Annotated in this window: 16 protein-coding genes, 2 pseudogenes and 1 riboswitch; of the genes and pseudogenes, 5 read left to right on the top strand and 13 right to left on the bottom strand. The window is 36.3% G+C overall.

Features of this window, described 5'->3' with window-relative positions; translation table 11 throughout:
- Window positions 1-2 precede the first annotated feature (2 nt).
- On the bottom strand, window positions 3-437 hold the full coding sequence (gene aroQ / locus ACIQXJ_RS04710; protein ID WP_403050233.1) for a type II 3-dehydroquinate dehydratase: 435 nt from the start codon (window positions 435-437) through the stop codon (window positions 3-5).
- A 62-nt stretch (window positions 438-499) separates the two neighbouring features.
- Window positions 500-925 (bottom strand): hypothetical protein, encoded by a 426-nt coding sequence (locus ACIQXJ_RS04705; RefSeq protein WP_403050231.1) that lies wholly within the window; start codon window positions 923-925, stop codon window positions 500-502.
- Window positions 926-1,117: 192 nt separating this feature from the next.
- Between ACIQXJ_RS04705 and ACIQXJ_RS04700 the strand changes: the two genes are divergently transcribed.
- The gene (locus ACIQXJ_RS04700) at window positions 1,118-2,092 is read left to right on the top strand and encodes a DUF1385 domain-containing protein (protein WP_340823843.1); all 975 of its coding nucleotides are present in this window, start codon (window positions 1,118-1,120) and stop codon (window positions 2,090-2,092) included.
- Between the two features lie 79 nt (window positions 2,093-2,171).
- Here ACIQXJ_RS04700 and ACIQXJ_RS04695 read toward each other — a convergent pair whose 3' ends face one another.
- The 10 genes and pseudogenes from ACIQXJ_RS04695 to ACIQXJ_RS04650 all read right to left on the bottom strand — a co-directional run bounded on the left by ACIQXJ_RS04695 (window position 2,172) and on the right by ACIQXJ_RS04650 (window position 11,753).
- Window positions 2,172-3,080, bottom strand: a complete 909-nt coding sequence (locus tag ACIQXJ_RS04695) for an NAD(P)H-dependent flavin oxidoreductase (protein ID WP_403050228.1) — start codon at window positions 3,078-3,080, stop codon at window positions 2,172-2,174.
- A 196-nt stretch (window positions 3,081-3,276) separates the two neighbouring features.
- Window positions 3,277-3,546 carry a DUF1871 family protein gene (locus tag ACIQXJ_RS04690; protein ID WP_403050226.1) on the bottom strand — a complete coding sequence of 90 codons (270 nt, stop codon included), beginning with the start codon at window positions 3,544-3,546 and terminating at the stop codon, window positions 3,277-3,279.
- A 212-nt stretch (window positions 3,547-3,758) separates the two neighbouring features.
- Window positions 3,759-4,766 (bottom strand): LCP family protein, encoded by a 1,008-nt coding sequence (locus ACIQXJ_RS04685; protein WP_403050223.1) that lies wholly within the window; start codon window positions 4,764-4,766, stop codon window positions 3,759-3,761.
- The gene (locus tag ACIQXJ_RS04680; protein ID WP_403050220.1) at window positions 4,756-5,283 is read right to left on the bottom strand and encodes a sigma-70 family RNA polymerase sigma factor; all 528 of its coding nucleotides are present in this window, start codon (window positions 5,281-5,283) and stop codon (window positions 4,756-4,758) included. Before ACIQXJ_RS04680 ends, ACIQXJ_RS04685 begins: the two co-directional genes overlap by 11 nt.
- Window positions 5,284-5,504: 221 nt before the next feature.
- Window positions 5,505-5,930 (bottom strand): 3-hydroxyacyl-ACP dehydratase FabZ, encoded by a 426-nt coding sequence (gene fabZ, locus ACIQXJ_RS04675; RefSeq protein WP_403050217.1) that lies wholly within the window; start codon window positions 5,928-5,930, stop codon window positions 5,505-5,507.
- 523 nt (window positions 5,931-6,453) lie between these two features.
- Window positions 6,454-6,840 carry a hypothetical protein gene (locus ACIQXJ_RS04670; protein ID WP_403050214.1) on the bottom strand — a complete coding sequence of 129 codons (387 nt, stop codon included), beginning with the start codon at window positions 6,838-6,840 and terminating at the stop codon, window positions 6,454-6,456.
- Window positions 6,841-7,010: 170 nt separating this feature from the next.
- A pseudogene (locus ACIQXJ_RS04665) lies at window positions 7,011-8,792 on the bottom strand (vitamin B12-dependent ribonucleotide reductase); the annotation flags it as partial.
- 202 nt (window positions 8,793-8,994) lie between these two features.
- On the bottom strand, window positions 8,995-9,720 hold the full coding sequence (locus tag ACIQXJ_RS04660) for an LAGLIDADG family homing endonuclease (RefSeq protein ID WP_403050211.1): 726 nt from the start codon (window positions 9,718-9,720) through the stop codon (window positions 8,995-8,997).
- Between the two features lie 208 nt (window positions 9,721-9,928).
- A pseudogene (locus ACIQXJ_RS04655) lies at window positions 9,929-10,720 on the bottom strand (ribonucleotide reductase N-terminal alpha domain-containing protein); the annotation flags it as partial.
- Window positions 10,721-10,922: 202 nt separating this feature from the next.
- Window positions 10,923-11,753, bottom strand: a complete 831-nt coding sequence (locus ACIQXJ_RS04650) for a lipoate--protein ligase family protein (protein WP_403050208.1) — start codon at window positions 11,751-11,753, stop codon at window positions 10,923-10,925.
- A 124-nt stretch (window positions 11,754-11,877) separates the two neighbouring features.
- On the opposite strand from ACIQXJ_RS04650, the gene ACIQXJ_RS04645 reads away from it, so the two are divergent.
- From ACIQXJ_RS04645 to ACIQXJ_RS04630, 4 genes are all read left to right on the top strand, one after another.
- Window positions 11,878-12,261 (top strand): rhodanese-like domain-containing protein, encoded by a 384-nt coding sequence (locus ACIQXJ_RS04645; RefSeq protein ID WP_403050205.1) that lies wholly within the window; start codon window positions 11,878-11,880, stop codon window positions 12,259-12,261.
- Window positions 12,262-12,806: 545 nt separating this feature from the next.
- Window positions 12,807-12,883: riboswitch (glycine riboswitch) on the top strand.
- Between the two features lie 166 nt (window positions 12,884-13,049).
- The gene (locus ACIQXJ_RS04640; protein ID WP_403050202.1) at window positions 13,050-14,393 is read left to right on the top strand and encodes an amino acid permease; all 1,344 of its coding nucleotides are present in this window, start codon (window positions 13,050-13,052) and stop codon (window positions 14,391-14,393) included.
- Window positions 14,394-14,951: 558 nt separating this feature from the next.
- Window positions 14,952-15,116 carry a hypothetical protein gene (locus ACIQXJ_RS04635; protein WP_403050199.1) on the top strand — a complete coding sequence of 55 codons (165 nt, stop codon included), beginning with the start codon at window positions 14,952-14,954 and terminating at the stop codon, window positions 15,114-15,116.
- Window positions 15,117-15,215: 99 nt separating this feature from the next.
- Window positions 15,216-15,707 (top strand): hypothetical protein, encoded by a 492-nt coding sequence (locus ACIQXJ_RS04630; RefSeq protein WP_401017509.1) that lies wholly within the window; start codon window positions 15,216-15,218, stop codon window positions 15,705-15,707.
- Window positions 15,708-16,089: 382 nt separating this feature from the next.
- On the opposite strand, the gene ACIQXJ_RS04625 is transcribed toward ACIQXJ_RS04630, so the two are convergent.
- The gene (locus ACIQXJ_RS04625) at window positions 16,090-17,073 is read right to left on the bottom strand and encodes a glutaminase (RefSeq protein ID WP_403050196.1); all 984 of its coding nucleotides are present in this window, start codon (window positions 17,071-17,073) and stop codon (window positions 16,090-16,092) included.
- Window positions 17,074-17,098: the final 25 nt, after the last annotated feature.

Here is a 17,098-nt window from a genome sequence, read left to right as displayed (position 1 = left end):
AATTATTTCTCCCCCTCAATAAAAGTGCGTAGTGCTAGTTCATAGCCTTTCGTACCAAGTCCACTAATTTGGCCAAGGCAGGCTGGTGCAAGATAGGAATGATGGCGAAAAGCCTCACGTTTGTGAATATTGGAAATATGTACTTCAATAACTGGTACAGAAACTCCTGCAATTGCATCATGTAATGCTACGCTTGTATGGGTATATGCACCTGGATTAAAGATAATACCATCATACTTTTCATCTTCTGCTTCATGTACCCAATCAACAAGGACACCCTCATGGTTTGATTGACGAAACTCGACTGTAGCACCAAGAGAAGCCGCGAGATTTTGAACATTATTCTTTACATCTTCTAGTGTTTCATGGCCGTATATATGGGGCTCCCGTTTCCCTAGTCGATTTAAGTTTGGTCCATTCAAACATAATAACTTCACGCAGTATTCGCCTCTTTCTATGTACTTGCTTTTTATTTTATCATACCAATTGCATACAGCAACTAATTTCCTTTTTGTGCTGTATGCTCTTTCTGATGAAAATTTGCTGTTTCAAGTAAAAAACGCAATAGGCAAATAACGACAACGATAAAAGGAATTGATAGTTTTTTAAACGATGTCGATTGTAATGGCAAGTCCAACACGAACCATTCTAATGTGATCGTTACAATTAGACCTATCAAAAAAGAAGTCAACACTGCCGGTATAATATGCGTATATCGCAAAGTCATATATAAAAAGAAACCTACTATAAATAGCGCTAATGTTAGAAAACTCCAATGAAATAATTTGGAGCTATCCTCGAACAAGTCCCACTTTTTATAAAAGCCAATCGGATTCCAAGAAATTAAATGAAAATAATGAAGTCCTTTTAAACAAAATGCTAAACCAATCGCATAAACGACTGCAGTAATTAAGCCTACCTTCATATTTATCCCTCCTATTCTGAGCGTTATGCATGCAAGCATTGCAGCATTCTCCGTATCACAACGGCTCAAAGTCTTACTACACTGGTTAATCGCAATGCGCACTTTCTGAAAATACAAAATTACACAATAAGTGTAACCATATAGAAAATTTACTATGCGTACCTCTAGAGGTTTTTCGCTAAATTTAGTACAATGGTACAGTTGAAATATATAAAGAGAGTGGTGTTAGCCTTGAGCAATTCACCTGTTTACGGGGGACAAGCACAATTAGAAGGTGTGATGTTCGGAGGAAAGGAACATACGATTACTGCCATTCGCCGTAACGATGATTCCATTGATTATTATCATTTTAAAAAGGTACAAAAACCAATCCTGCAGAAGCTCAAAAAAATTCCATTCGTTCGTGGCGTTATTGCCCTTATTGAATCAGCAGGTTTAGGTTCACGTCATATGCAATTTTCAGGAGATCGTTATGACGTTACACCAGGCGAAGAAGCAGAAAATATAGAAGAAGGCGGCTCGAAGCTACAAATGATTTTAGGAGTAGCTGTTGTCGGAATCCTTTCCTTTTTATTCGGAAAATTCGCCTTTACATTAATCCCTGTATTTATTGCAGATTTCTTCTCGAGATGGATAGATGGTAAAGTAGGTCAAGTCCTTCTTGAAAGTGGCATTAAGCTTCTTTTACTGCTTACCTATTTATATTTTATTTCTTTAACACCGATTATTAAACGCGTTTTCCAATATCACGGCGCCGAGCATAAAGTGATCAATTGCTATGAAGCTGGTCTGGATATTACTGTAGAAAATGTACAAGCGCAATCTCGTTTACATTATCGATGTGGGAGTAGCTTTATGTTATTCACTGTGTTCGTTGGTATGTTTTTGTATTTCTTCGTGCCAACAGATCCACTATGGTTACGAATTGTAGACCGTATATTATTAATTCCTGTTGTACTAGGGGTATCATTTGAAGTATTACAGGCAACAAATGCATGCCGTAACATCCCTCTGTTACGCTACTTAGGCTATCCTGGTCTATGGCTACAATTATTAACAACAAGAGAGCCTCTGGACGAACAAGTAGAAGTAGCGATTGCATCATTCAATATGTTACTTCAAGTCGAACAGCAGCCAGAAATTGCTGCTACATTAAATCACGACTAAAAATTTTTCAATATAAAAACGCACAATGTGTTGATTGAACCGCATTGTGCGTTTTACTTTCTTTCATAATATACTTGCCCTATAAAGACTGTACAGCATTCAGTTGCTGCTTTGCACTTTCATATTCCTCATGTAATGTTGTGATTATTTCAAGGACTGACTCACGTTTTTCAATATTTGTGACACCATGCCCTGCCGACCAAATATCACGCCAAGCTTTTACATTCACAAGGTGCGTTAAATCAATGTCTTCTCTTGGCTTCAATGACGATGGATCAATGCCTTCCTTTAGTAAAGATGGAATTAGCACATTAACATGGACCCCACTGAAGGCATCCGTATACAAAACATCATCCGTTTTACTATCGATGACCATTTTTTTATAATCGTCTGGTGCATTTCCTTCATGACAAGCGATAAAACGTGTTCCTAAATAAGCATAGTCCGCCCCAATAATTTGCGCTGCTAAGACGTCTGCACCACTTGAAATAGCGCCCGATAAAATAATCGTTCCATTAAAGAATTTTTTAACGGCAGATACAAAGCCAAATGGATTTAGTTGTCCTCCATGTCCCCCTGCCCCTGCACAAACAAGAATCAAGCCGTCTACACCCGTTGCGGCTGATTTCTCAGCATGCTTAACGTTTGCTACATCCGCATAGACTTTACCGCCATAGCTATGAACAATGTCGATGACCCGCTTCGGGTTGCCTAGTGATGTAATAACGATTGGTGGCTCATATTCCTCAATTAGCTGTAAATCTTCCTCAAAACGTGCATTTGCTACAGGATGACAAATGAAATTGACAGCCCACGGCTCTGTTGGTAATGCTTCTTTTATTTCTTGTAGCCATTCGGCACAAGTTGACGCCGGTCTTGCATTTAATAATGGAAACGAGCCAATAGCCCCCGCTCGACTAGCCTCAATAACCATCGCTGGATTAGATATTAAAAACATCGGCGCTACAATGATTGGTAAACGTGACATATTCTCTCCCCCTTTTTATTAAAGATTCTAGCAAGATTACAAAATCCCTACTTTATGAAATAATTTATTTTATCTCCAAATGGATTCGCGACGACTGGTCGGTTTACATAAAAAAGTGTCTATCCGCTTATTTGCGATATAGACACTAGTTGCTTTAATTATCAGGGACGCTTCATTTTTAATTTTACTTATTCCATTACACCCCTGTATATTGATTGTTGATTTTGTTCCAAATTTTCAACGCTATTGGATAACAATTATTAATCGAGTATACTTCATCTACCGAAAACATTTTGACAAATACCTCATGTATGACAACCGCTAATTTTTCAACAGAATTTGCTGATGGTAAAAGGTCTACAATCATCCTTATTTCCGGGTCATATTCATCGTCAGGTGTAAAATGTAAAAATCGCTTCGGATCCCGATCATCGATAATATCTTTTACAATATAATAGTGTTTCATATTATCCCCTCTTTTAAGCTAACTTTAACAATCCTGTTCCGTTGTACAGTAAGCAATCAATCTTCAATCACATGGATTGTTGAACATCCCCTTTTAACTTGTGATGTAGTAACCACATCTCTATTGACAGCAAATGAAAAATTAACACACATTTATATTTTCTCTTAGTATAAAGTTATAACCTTAAATATTCCAACATGACCAATTTTCACTTAGTTAAAAGTAGTTAACTCTTCTGAAACAGATTTTAAATAATCTTTCTCAAACATAACGAAGTATTTCCCATCTTTCATATCATCTCTAATTCCATCACTTAAAGATAATGATTTTATCGAATTAACGTCTATGTTTTTCACTAACAATTGTTCAAGTGATATATTTGTTTCAATTTGAGACATAAGTTCTTTTAATTGTGTTTGTGGCATTTCGTTTTCTGTTTTATGAATAACTGCAAGAATGAGGTTTAATAGATTTTCTTCACTTAAATTTCTGCCATCTGTTGCCGCCATCATTAATGCCAACACCTCTTCCCCATTTAAATGATTCGTCCCTTTTTTGAAATCAAATCCCACTCTCGTTATAGCTCTGACTCGAGTATCTTCTTGCAAGTCATAATCTATACCATTCACAGCATCAATCAATGCGGAAAAGGTTTTTAAATCTATAACTGCATAATAGTCAATTGGTAAATCAAATAGTTTTGAAACGGTTGCCCTAACATTTTCAGCTCCACCCGAACCGAAGGCATAAGCAAATAACAATTTATCGTACGTGGTCGTTCCATCACTATTATCTATCGGTGTATAAGTTTCACGCGGGATAGATACAACTTTCATCATCTTTTTATTTTTACTATATGTAAGTAAAAGGTTAAAAGGTATTCTATTATCCTCCTCTTCCGCCTTCACAGTAATTAGCGTAGTTAAAAGTTCATCTTCCTGCACAACTGTTCCACTTGCATCACTTCTGTTCAGTTCTTTATTAATGTTTCCAGGAAAAAGCGATGGCATAAACAAAAACAGACACAAGCCTAACGCTAATAAAGAAACTGTAAGTGGCACGAATTTTTTTGAGGAAGAAATAAGAGAGCTCTTTGCTTTATTATTGTTCTTCTCCAATTTACGAATTTGTTCAAATACTTCATGACGATCTTCTTGCGTAAATCTTAGCTCTTGTTCAGATGTCTTATGAAATTTTTCACTCCACCGTTTATCTTCCATTTAGTTCTGCCTCCTTTATTATCAACTCTAATCTTTGTTTTGCTCTTCTTAATCTCGTTTTCACAGTATTCACTGGAATGTCCAAAATTTCCGCAATTTCCTCAGTCTTTAACGAATCATAATAGTATAGATAAACGACTTCCCGATACACTTTCGGAAGAGAAAAAATCGTATCTTTTATTTCCTCATTTTTGTATTTTTCGATAACTATTTTTTCTGTTGATGGGTGGATTGACTTTGCGGTTTCACTTATAAAACTTTTTACCTGGACCATTTTGTAATGCCAACTTTTTAAATAATCCTTACATTCATTAATTGTAATCCGATAGAGCCATGTTTTTATTTGTGCATCAAATCGAAACGAATTTAGGCTTTTGTAGCATTTGATAAACGTGTTTTGTACCAAATCCTTAGCAGTCTCCGAATCTTTAACATAAGAAAATGCCAACCGTACCAACTCATTCCCATATTCAATCATTATTTTTTCTAGTAAGAAATCTTTTTCTTCTCTATCCACTCTACTCCCCTCCCTTTCTACTTACTTCAAATTCGGCTATTAGACGATACGCAAATCAAAATAGGTTCAATTTCCAAAAAATATTTATTTTTACAAGCATTTTATTCTTCTCGGCAAACATTCTTATAATTATAACTGACAAAAAAACCTGTATCTAAGATTATTAAGAAATCATAGTTACAGGCTCATAATTGTTTATTATTTAATTCACTCAAATGGCTTCAGTCACCAAAGGCAAATAGTATTTCTACTTCGCAAGCTAACTCTCCGTCCACTGTAGCGATACCTTTCCCTTTTCCAATAGGACCTTTTAATCGAGTGATTTCAACCTCAAGACGGAGTTGGTCTCCGGGCTTTACTTGCCGTTTAAAACGACAGTTATCTATTCCTGCTAATAGCCCTAATCGCCCTTGATTCCCTTCTTTCGTTAACATCACAACAGCGCTCACCTGAGCTAATGCCTCTACAATTAATACACCTGGCATAACAGGGTATCGAGGGAAGTGCCCGTTAAAAAATTCCTCGTTTACAGTTACGTTTTTAATTCCAACTGCACGTTTTCCTTCTTCTAATTCCAAAATCTTATCCACTAAAAGAAATGGATACCGATGTTTAATTATTTCTTTAATTTTTTGAGTATCTAACACAATTAATTCCCCCATAACAAATTAATTAAATTCCTATTCCTTAATTTTACCACCTGATACTATTAGTTGATACTATAATATTTTTCTTCCACTTTTCTGCCTCAATAATTTATGTAATACAGCGATGCGCATTAAACAATGGCGTCTTGTTGAAAATTCCAAAATAAAAAGTAATGACTGCATACATATGTTGTAACGAAGTAAACTAAACTAATAAAGCAAGCAACGATAATTTTACGCTTTATTCGTTTAGTTTGGCTCATCAGCAGTTGGGTATTAAAGATTATAGGTAGGAAATAGTAAGAAGAGAAGGAGGGATAAAATGTTTGACCAAGTTGCGTATTATATTTTTAGAGGGCTATTAATTCTAACGGTTTTAGTTGTTGTGATTGGCATCCCTCTTGGGGATACACTGATTAGAAAAAAATAAAACTGCATCCAAATGGGTGCAGTTTTTTGATTCGGATTGGTGAAACAAATAGTAGCATATAGAACTAAAACTCATCTTAGTTTAATAAATCACTTAATTTTGACCGTAATAATCGTTAGGATTAGTGATTTCATTTTCAATAAAAAAACGTGCTGAACTTTGAACCATTTCTATAAACTCAGCATCATTTAATGTAATCCCATTTTTTAATAAACGATTTAATTTTAATGTTTCTATACTTCCATTTACTTTTGTTTCTTCGGTTAAAACATTATATTGTATACGCATATATGTCTTTCCTTTATAGGTAACATAAGCAGTGACTTCACTATTTTCCAGATTAATAAGAGGGTAATCCACTTTTATACCACTAGAAATAAAGAGAGCTTTCCCAGCCAAACACTTTCGAACATAAAAAATCGAAAAAATAGCTAATGCAATACCTACCATCTTAGTTACATTACACGATGAACGCTTCATTACTTTCTCCCCCAAATTTTATGAAGAAACCTACTTTGTAGTTTGAGGTAACTTCTTCATAATCTTTACAATGATAGTAACATAAATATCCATCAAAAAAATCATCTCACCTCTAATAATCTATAGAGGCGAGATGATTTATTTCTACATCATCTTTATATCAATTCAATTTACAAACCACATTTTAATTGTGCCCCACAGTTTGTACATGTGTTACAGCCACCCATTTCTTCGACTGTTCCTTTACGACATACTGGGCATGTGTTCCCAACATCCGACCCAATAACAGTTGTAGACTCAAGTGCTTGAATCGTATCAACCAATACGACGGGGCGTTTTGTGTGCTCTTCTACTAATTCTTCTTCGAATGATAACTGATCCATATCATTTTCTTCTGCTTTTAGTGTAAGAACTTGTGAATCACGGCTACCATCAACATAGACCGTACCACCTTTAGCGCCACCATTATATAAGCGCTCGTATACTTTTTCTACTTGTTCAACTGTATAGCCTTTTGGTGCATTCACCGTTTTAGAAATCGAAGAGTCAATCCATTTTTGAATGATACATTGCACATCTGCATGCGCTTCTGGTTTTAATTCCATTGCAGTCACAAACCATTCAGGCAGTTTATCTTCTGTAGCTTCTGGATGACGGTCTAAGTATTCCTGAACAATTTCCGCTTTTACTTCAATAAATTTACCTAGACGGCCAGAACGGTAATAAGTAAATGAGAAGTACGGTTCTAGACCTGTTGCTACGCCTACCATTGTTCCTGTAGAACCTGTTGGCGCAACAGTTAGTAGATGCGAGTTACGGATACCTGTTTCTAAAATTTGTTCTTTAATGTGTGCAGGCATTTTTTGCATGAAGCCTGTTTCAGTAAATGCTTTGCGTAAACGCGCCGTTTCTTCCTCTGTCGCTCCAACTAGGAATGGGAAGCTGCCACGTTCTTTTGCTAGCTCTGTAGAAGCCTCATATGCTGTTTCTGCAATTGTTTTAAAGATTTCATCTACAAGTTCATTGCCCGCTTCTGAGCCATATTCTTTTTCACAATAAATAAGTAAATCCGCTAAGCCCATTACCCCTAAACCAACACGGCGCTCACCAAGAGCTTGTACACGGTTTTCTTCTAGGAAGTAAGGTGTTGCATCAATTACATTATCCTGCATACGAACACCAACACGGACCGTTTCACGTAATGCTTCATAATCAACTGTCTGGTTTTCTTTATTTGCAAATTGTGCTAAGTTAACAGCTGCTAAGTTACAAACTGAATATGGTGCAAGTGGTTGTTCCCCACAAGGGTTCGTCGCAACAACACTTTGGCCATACGCTTTTGCATTTGTCATTTCGTTGGCATTATCGATAAAGAAAATCCCCGGCTCTGCAGAGTATGTTGCACATACGTTGATTAAATTCCAAAGCTCTTTTGCTTTAATCGTACGATATGTTCGAACTTTGTAGCCCATTTTCTCCCATTCACGTACGTCTCCAACTTTATGCCATTCACTGTTGTATATAGCCATTTCTTCTTTTGAATATTCTTCAACGGCAGGGAAACGCAAATCGAATTCAGCGTCCGTTTCAACAGCTTCCATAAATTCTTTCGTTAACGTAACAGAAATATTAGCACCCGTTAAAAACTCTGGGTTATGCACTGTGTACGTACCACCGTCACGTAATTTATTTTCTGCTTCACGGATAATACCACTATCGAACCCACCTAAGCCCTCGATGCCTTTATAATTAACAATGCCTTGATACATCGCTTCTTCTTGCATTGTAAGCGGCTTAAAGTTTAATTTTTCTTTTGCTAGACGAATAATCGTCTCATCTGCTGTATTTTCCATTAGGTATCGTAGAATACGTGGATTTTGCATTTTTGAAATAATAAATTCCACGATATCAGGATGCCAATCTGCCAGCATAATCATTTGTGCCCCACGCTTTTTGTTACATAAAAGTATTTTAAAATACTTTTGCGATGCGGTCATTTCTGCCACATTCTTATGCTTTCACATAAGATCAGACTATATCATCAAAGAAGGATTTGATTTTTTCATATTTGCGATTGAGTTGAATGGAGCCGTACTTATATAACTGTTGAGCAATCTTTTTCACATCATCTTTTCGAGTAATGTATAAGTCTACTCAACCTTGTTTCGGATAAAGTTTGTGGACAGATAAAGCCAGTTGATTATTATGAAGAAATTGTAGCAATGACAGGAGCATATGACTATTTCCTGTAAACCCGAGTCTTCCACGACTTGATATATGACCATCTGCATCAAAAAAACCTCTTAAATACGCCCACTGTAAATCTTCTCTTCCAAAATTAATCCAACGTTCAAAACCTGTTTTTCGTGGTGTAATTCCTAATTTAATTAAATCATTACACATTTCTGTTGAATTGATTGGTAAAGCGTATTTATTTTGTTCATTCGGCGCTGTGCGTGGTCGGAATTTAATTGCGTCCAACATACATAATTCTTTAGCGATATATTCAAGTAGTTGTCGATCTTGCTCTGCGAGTGATAACACAAGGCGTTTTGATTTTCTGCGGTCAAAAATCGTTCCATCACCTGTAATATAACCTACTAAATAAGCCTTATTCGCTGTATCAACTTGTTTAAAGTAGTTTTCATTATAACGATATTTCTTATTTTTCAGCTTACCAGCTTCACCAGGCGTTCTTGGTTTAAAAAGTTCTAATTCTTTATTCCATCTAAGAATTATTCCTCTACCTATACGAAGTGTTTTCGCAATATCTACTTGGCTCATTCCATGCTCATGTAACTCAATAATCTCTTTAATCAATCGTTCTTTGTCTCGCGCCTCGTAAGGACGTCTCCGTACATTACGATTTACTTCTTCCATGCTTCCACCTCCTAAGTGGCTTAAAAGTTTAGGAAGGTTCAATAGTCGTTGAACGTTCATCTGCATTTCCACAGATGCTTCGCTGCTGATTGCCCAATCTTTTCTTTTTTCAAGCATTCACGTTTAACTTCACAGTTTACGTTGTAGCAAGAAAAGCTCTAAGGGTGTTCCAGCAATTCACGAGATTTTAATCCCGCCGTTTTGGTTAACGGGATCCACCTTGCTCGACAAGGTGAGTCAGTTTTGCAATGTCATCTAGCCATGAAACCGAACCAGAAGATTTACCATTAACACCACGTGCTAACGTATTGCGTGGACGAAGTGTTGAACCATTCGTTCCTACACCACCACCACGGCTCATAATTTCCATTACTTGCTTACGGTGATCACTAATACCTTCACGTGAATCCGCAACAAACGGCATTACATAGCAGTTAAAGAAGGTTACATCTGTTTCAGAACCTGCTCCATAAATGACACGGCCAGCCGGTACAAATTTCAATGATACAAGCTGTTTATAAAATTTCTCAAACCACTCTTGGCGTTTTTCAGCTGTTTTTTCAACTGAAGCAAGCCCTGTTGCATTTCGTTTTGCGATTTGCTCATAAAATATTTCAAGAGGCTTTTCTAGCACGTCAATTGAACGTGTAATCACACCTGTTTCTTGCTCTTTTGGATCATCTAATGCGCTACGGTAGTCTTCCTCAATCAAAATGTCTGCTGTTTTTGTTGACATATCGATATGTTGTATTGTTCCTAAACCACGTGCAGGGAATTTTGGATCTGCCTTAACTGTTAATACGACGAAATCACCAGCTTTTAGCGTTTTCTTTTCCGTATCCTTAAATGAGTAGCGATCGATCATCACAAGTCTTGATACACCTTTATGCGTTATGTGCATATCGGGCGTAACAGGGTGAACCTGTGGGAATTGCTCAATATCTTTGTTTAACTGTTCAATTTGTTTGTTTACATCGGGTTGATGATTTGTGAGTACCATCGTTTTGCCTCCCTTATTTTAAGCCTTACAATAATAAATACACAATATCATGTGTCGGTAAACACTACATATTGTGTATGTTTCTTTTAAAAAGATACTATATATAGTTTTTTAATTCAACTCTTGCAATTTCAAGTAGATTGGTTACCGCTTGCCATTACAAGGTTTAAACGGTGAAAAAATTTTTTTCTTATACCATATTTTACTTTTTAAAGTTCCAATCATCATGTGCGTATTTTATTTCTTCTAAATCGCGCACATATTTTAATTGCTCCTCAGAAAGTGTAAATGGTTTTAATTCAATTTGCAACGATTTTGCAAAGCCATCTCGAAACGCAGTTACACATTGTTCGATAGAAACAGGTTCTTTAACAAGGCTATTAATAGCAACCGCCTTCTCTGGTAGTTTTTTGCGCATACGCTCTTTTGCCTCTTCACTAGAAAAATTAAATACAGATAATAATTTCTCTTCATCTAGATCAAGTAAAATCGCACCATGCTGTAAAATAACACCTTTTTGACGTGTTTGTGCACTACCTGCTATTTTTTTGCCTTCTACGACAAGCTCATACCAACTCGGTGCATCAAAACATACGGCACTTTTTGGCTGTTTCAAATCTGCCTTTTTTTCTTCCGTGTCAGGTACGCTAAAATAAGCATCCATCCCTAAATTATGAAAGCCTTGTAATATACCTTCACTTAATACACGATACGCCTCAGTCACTGATTCAGGCATATTAGGATAGCTTTCAGTAACAATTACGCTATATGTCAATTCATGTTCATGTAAAACTGCTCGACCGCCTGTTGGTCGACGAACAAAACCTATTCCTTGTTCACGTAACGCTTCTAAATTAATATCTCTTTTTGCTTGTTGAAAATAACCAATCGACAATGTCGCTGGCTCCCACTCGTAAAAACGAATGACTGGGGGAATTAAACCCTCACTATGCCAATCAAGCAATGCCTCATCTAGTGCCATATTAAAAGAAGGACTACATTTTCCTGAATTTAGAAAATACCAAGTTGTCATTACGTCATCTCCTACATCTATAGATCATTTCTAGCCACAATCTAGTTAATTTTATCAAACTCATTGGACTATCGCTAGCGCATCTTTTATAATAATAAAGAAGATAGAAAGGGGTAAGAAGAAATTGGATATACTTATCACAATTGGTGTTATTTTAGTAGTTCTAATTGCATATATCGGTATTAATGCAATGCGTCTAAAAAAAGCCGTAACCAACTTAACACAAGAACAATTTATTGAAGGCTACCGTAAAGCACAGTTAATCGATGTGCGTGAACAAAAAGAATTTGATGCAGGTCACATTCTTGGAGCTCGTAACGTTCCTTCTACAGCATTACGTCAACGACATAAAGAAATCCGCCCAGATTTACCAGTATACTTATACTGTCAAAATACAGGCCGTAGCGCGCGTGCTGCTCTTTACCTAAAAAAACGTGGTTACAATCAAATCTACCAGCTTGAGGGCGGCTTCCGTAATTGGACTGGTAAAATTAAAACAAAAAAATAACAATCAAAGCGAACTTAATAAGGCAAAAGCGACTATTTCAAATAGTACTTTTCTCAGTAAAGCATGTATTTCGAATAATCGACACCAATGCTTATATTCGCGCAAAAAGAATCCATTCCAACTGCCTTGGTAATGGATTCTTTTTGCTAAAATGCAGAGTTTCTTCTATATAATAGTAGTTGTCTAACGACTAACCATTTCGCCACATACAGTGAACAGTAAAATGTCAAACTGCTCTGAAGTATTGTCGAGCCCATTTACCAAAAAGCTCTTTTTGTCGTAAATGTGAATTTTCCATAGCCTCCATAGTTGTTCTAAATCTACTCTCCTCCTTTGTTGTATGCCATCTCCCATTGCAAGAAAAACATTATGTCTAAAATAACTATTTTTCGTAACAAATATATCAGCATGTACCGAATTCTTCTTTTTTTGCTGAAAACAACTGAAATTTACCCTTGAATTATTTGCTAGGCATTGATAGGATAAATAATATCTTAAAATAATGTATAGATTAAAGCTATGAATGCTATGGATCAAACTATAGCAGGAGCATTTCTGGAGAGAGCGCAATTTGCGTCGCCGAAGGGTTCACTATCTCAGGCAAAAGGACAGAGGAGTAATATAAACTTTCATCACGAAAGCTATACCACACGAATGTTGAATTTATTTTTAACTACCGAACTTTCGAACATGGTAATTGTTATTCTGACGTTTACGAGACTAGTGTCGCTACTAGTCTCTTTTTATTTTCCAGTCACAGCTTCTACGCATCTTATGGAGGAATGAACGTGGAACAACAACAATTAAAACGTGATTTAAAAAATCGCCATGTGCAACTTATTGCGATTGGCGGAACTATTGGTACTGGTTTATTTTTAGGAGCAGGTAAAGCCATTGCTTTAGCAGGGCCTTCTATTATATTGGCTTACCTTATTGTCGGAACCGCCTTATTTTTCGTTATGCGGGCGCTTGGCGAACTATTATTATCGAACGCTGGCTATACTTCATTTACTGATTTCGCCACAGAGTATATTGGCTCTTGGGCTGGATACGTCACTGGCTGGACCTATTGGTTTTGCTGGATTATGACCGCAATGGCTGATATTATTGCCGTCGGTGTCTACATACAATATTGGTTTAATATCCCACAATGGGTACCTGCAATTGGCTGTCTAGTACTTTTATTATTGTTAAATTTACTGACTGTAAAACTATTTGGGGAACTCGAATTTTGGTTTGCTCTCATTAAAGTTGTAACAATCGTTGCGCTTATAATTATTGGATTATTCATGCTATTCACTGGATTCCAAACAAGCTCTGGAACAGTAACAGTAGAAAATCTTTGGGCTCATGGTGGGCTCTTCCCTAACGGCATATACGGTTTCCTGATGGCATTCCAAATGGTTGTCTTCGCTTTTGTTGGGGTTGAATTAGTCGGTGTATCTGCTGCAGAAACCGCAGATCCCAAAAAAAATATCCCCTCTGCGATTAACAAAATTCCACTACGGATTTTATTATTTTATGTAGGGGCATTAGTAATCATCTTATGCATCAACCCTTGGTATGAAATGTCTGGAACAAGCAGTCCCTTCGTACAAGTATTTACATTAGCTGGCATACCTATTGCAGCTGGGATTATTAATTTTGTAGTCCTGACATCTGCCGCCTCAGCAGGCAATAGTGGTTTATTTTCGACAAGTCGCATGCTGTATAATCTTGGTCGCAATAAGCAAGCATCCGCTTCATTTGCAAAGCTAAATAAAAACAGTGTACCAAGTAATGCACTTATCATCTCTGCAATCGTTGTATCAGTGGGGGCATTACTTAGTAAGCTAATGCCTGAAAACGCCTTTAGTGTTGTGACAACAATTAGTGCAATCTGTTTTATTTGGGTATGGAGTATTATTTTAATCTCTCATATCATTTATAAACGCAAAAATCGCGCCTTACATGAAGCATCGATTTTCAAAGCACCATTAACACCGTTTGTGAACTATTTAGTACTCGCATTCTTTGCGTTTTTATTAGTTGTTATGTTGATTTCTGAAGAAACAAGAACGGCTCTTTTACTAACACCTATCTGGTTTATCGGACTTTTCCTTCTATACAAACGCAAAAATCGTCAACAATAAACTCCACTGTTTCTATCATCATTCGTGACAAATACACAGCAAAGACGCAATCACTAAGCATTGCGTCTTGTCTTTCATTATTATAGATGATTACACTGCACTGCCTCATTTCTCCAATTATCCAACACTACAATGTGTAGCTGTACATCTGATATTGCTATCTCAGCCGTACCCCATTCTCTTATTGACTGTACATTTAACTTTGTATCTCCTTTTTAATGCTAAACTAGCGTTATGCGTTCTAGATGACAGTCGATAATTGTGATAACAAATAAAATCTTTTCAACAACAGGCTCCCCTCTCGCATACCTAATGTTTCCAATGTAAACATATTATTAATCAAAAAAGTAACTTCCTTTTTAGACTGATTAATAGGAAGAAAAAACAGTGTAATTTCATTTATTTTTATATTGAAAATTTTTAGTTATTTTTTTATAATGTCACTAAGAAATTGGTAGCACATGTTTGAATAGTTGATGTATGTAGGTGTGGTGCAAAATTATACGAATTTGATATTCAAACATCCACTATTAATACAAAGGGGTAAAGACAATGAAAATGAAAAATCTATTGATTACATTAGTTAGTGTTGTCATTGTATTTTTCATAATAATCTTAGTCCAAGCAAGAATTACATGGCCATTACTACAAGTATTAATGATCATCGGTTTTATTATCAATCTATGTATGTCTTTATTGTCTGAAAAGAAAAAAATACAGTAAATATTAAAGGATGTTTATAAAGTTTCATATTTATAGTCCGTTCATTTTGTAGTGAGTATTAATTTGAGTAAAATTATTTCATGAATAGGGGAGATTTTAATGTTGAAGAAAAAACTATCTTTTATATTAACTACTTTACTATTAATGTTTAGTATAATAATTTTGCCACACAATACTGCAGTAGCTGCAAATTTAACATTAGACGAAGTAAGTTATATAGTTACTGAATATTTAAAACTAGATGAAATTAGCGAAACAGTTTTCATTGAAAGAGAGCAAGAATTAAAAGCACGAATCGGTGATGATTATTTTAATGAATTGGTTCAAACAATGGAAAAACTAAATCAAGTTATCGCTAGTCCAGAAGGTAAAAAGCTGAAGGATGATATTCTAAATCAAGCAAATACAACTGTTGTGATGGCAAGAATTAGTGGATGTGGAGCAGCTGCTCTTGCAGCTACAGCACATACAACAGCATTTACAGGACTTATGACACTTGCAGGTGTTAGCGGTCCAGTAGGATGGGCTCTCGGTGCTGCTATTGGAGGAGTGTGGTTAGGAGCCTCCGCAGCAGGTGGATGTTTAAATTAAAATAATAGCCTTTTAGCAGATTGTGAAACTATGTTTCAATTCTGGTGCTTTTTAGTGAAAACTTTCACTCCGCAAGCATTCAAATCAAGCTTGGCATAACTCAATGAAACACTACAAAAGAAAAAGTCATTGATTAAACAAGACTTCAAAAGGCATATGAATTTTAAAAGTACCATCCCTCTAGTACAACTAAAAAGCATGGCGATTCATTTCTATTGTTAATCAATTAAAGCTATTTTCAAAAAAATAGCCAGCGGCTTACTTGTGTGCCCACAGAAAGCGCACGCACGTAACGGAAATCAATGGCAGTAGTTCATTACTTTTAAATTTTATAAAAAAAGACTGTAGATAAAGCTTCATGCTAATCTACAGTCTTTTATCATTAAAAAATATTCATGTTCCACTCAGTCGCTACATGCTTTAGTAATTTTACTCCGGCGACACTATTTCCGATTTCGTCAATAGCAGGTCCATAAATGCCAATACCACAACCAGCTGGGAATGGCGAACCTAAACTTGCGTGACTTGGAACAGCTGCAACAATGGCGCCTGAGACACCACTTTTAGCGGGTAAACCAATAAATGCAGCGAATTTACCTGATGCATTATACATACCACACGTCACCATCAATGCCTTTGCTAGTTTTGCCACTTGCTTTGGAAAAAGCTGTGTTTGTAATAAAGGATGATAGCCATCATTAGCGATGACTAGACCGATCATTGCTAAATCTGAAACATTTACTTCAATTGCACATTGCTTCAAATATACTTCCAATGCCTCTTCTACAGGGCAATCTAAAAAGCCTGAATCCATTAAATAGTAAGCTAAAGACCGATTGCGATGAGCAGTGTGCCATTCAGATTGAAAAACCTCTTCATTCACCTTTAATTTCTTCCCAACAATTTTCTCTAAAAAATATAGAATTTTTGAAACTTTCTCTTGTGGGGAATTACCAGCAAGCATCGAGGAAACTGTAATTGCTCCTGCATTAATCATCGGATTAAAAGGTTTTCCAGGCTGATGACTTTCAAGACGAATAATTGAATTGAAGGTATCACCCGTAGGCTCAACATCTACTCGCTCTAAAACATAAGATAATCCTCGATCCATACACGCTAAAATAAACGTTACAACTTTCGAAACACTTTGAAGCGTGAAAAGTTCAGTTGTATCCCCTCCATTGATTTCGTCATTATTTGGTCCGATAATCGAAATGGCCAATTGATGAGGATCTTTTTGAGCTAATGCTGGAATATAGCTAGCACATTTACCTTCTTGTGCAAATGGTCGAAACTCCTTCACCCACTCAGCTACAAGAAGTTGATGCGGATTATCATATTTGTTGTTTGTATGATTTGTAAGCATTTTGCTATTCTCCTCTCTTGGATGA

The sequence above is a fragment of the Lysinibacillus sp. NPDC097868 genome (assembly GCF_044761135.1).
Classification (GTDB): domain Bacteria; phylum Bacillota; class Bacilli; order Bacillales_A; family Planococcaceae; genus Lysinibacillus.
Note: the sequence above shows the minus strand (reverse complement) of the source record. Positions and strands in the feature narration are given on the sequence as shown.

Bases quoted from the DNA above. Each gene is read 5' to 3' on its own strand.
- ACIQXJ_RS04650 (WP_403050208.1), bottom strand. From the start codon at position 11,753: ATGACAACTTGGTATTTTCTAAATTCAGGAAAATGTAGTCCTTCTTTT.
- ACIQXJ_RS04670 (WP_403050214.1), bottom strand. From the start codon at position 6,840: ATGAAGCGTTCATCGTGTAATGTAACTAAGATGGTAGGTATTGCATTA.
- ACIQXJ_RS04705 (WP_403050231.1), bottom strand. From the start codon at position 925: ATGAAGGTAGGCTTAATTACTGCAGTCGTTTATGCGATTGGTTTAGCA.
- ACIQXJ_RS04690 (WP_403050226.1), bottom strand. From the start codon at position 3,546: ATGAAACACTATTATATTGTAAAAGATATTATCGATGATCGGGATCCG.
- ACIQXJ_RS04635 (WP_403050199.1), top strand. From the start codon at position 14,952: ATGAAAAATCTATTGATTACATTAGTTAGTGTTGTCATTGTATTTTTC.
- ACIQXJ_RS04660 (WP_403050211.1), bottom strand. From the start codon at position 9,720: ATGGAAGAAGTAAATCGTAATGTACGGAGACGTCCTTACGAGGCGCGA.
- ACIQXJ_RS04630 (WP_401017509.1), top strand. From the start codon at position 15,216: ATGTTGAAGAAAAAACTATCTTTTATATTAACTACTTTACTATTAATG.
- ACIQXJ_RS04695 (WP_403050228.1), bottom strand. From the start codon at position 3,080: ATGTCACGTTTACCAATCATTGTAGCGCCGATGTTTTTAATATCTAAT.
- ACIQXJ_RS04700 (WP_340823843.1), top strand. From the start codon at position 1,118: ATGGTACAGTTGAAATATATAAAGAGAGTGGTGTTAGCCTTGAGCAAT.
- ACIQXJ_RS04625 (WP_403050196.1), bottom strand. From the start codon at position 17,073: ATGCTTACAAATCATACAAACAACAAATATGATAATCCGCATCAACTT.
- ACIQXJ_RS04685 (WP_403050223.1), bottom strand. From the start codon at position 4,766: ATGGAAGATAAACGGTGGAGTGAAAAATTTCATAAGACATCTGAACAA.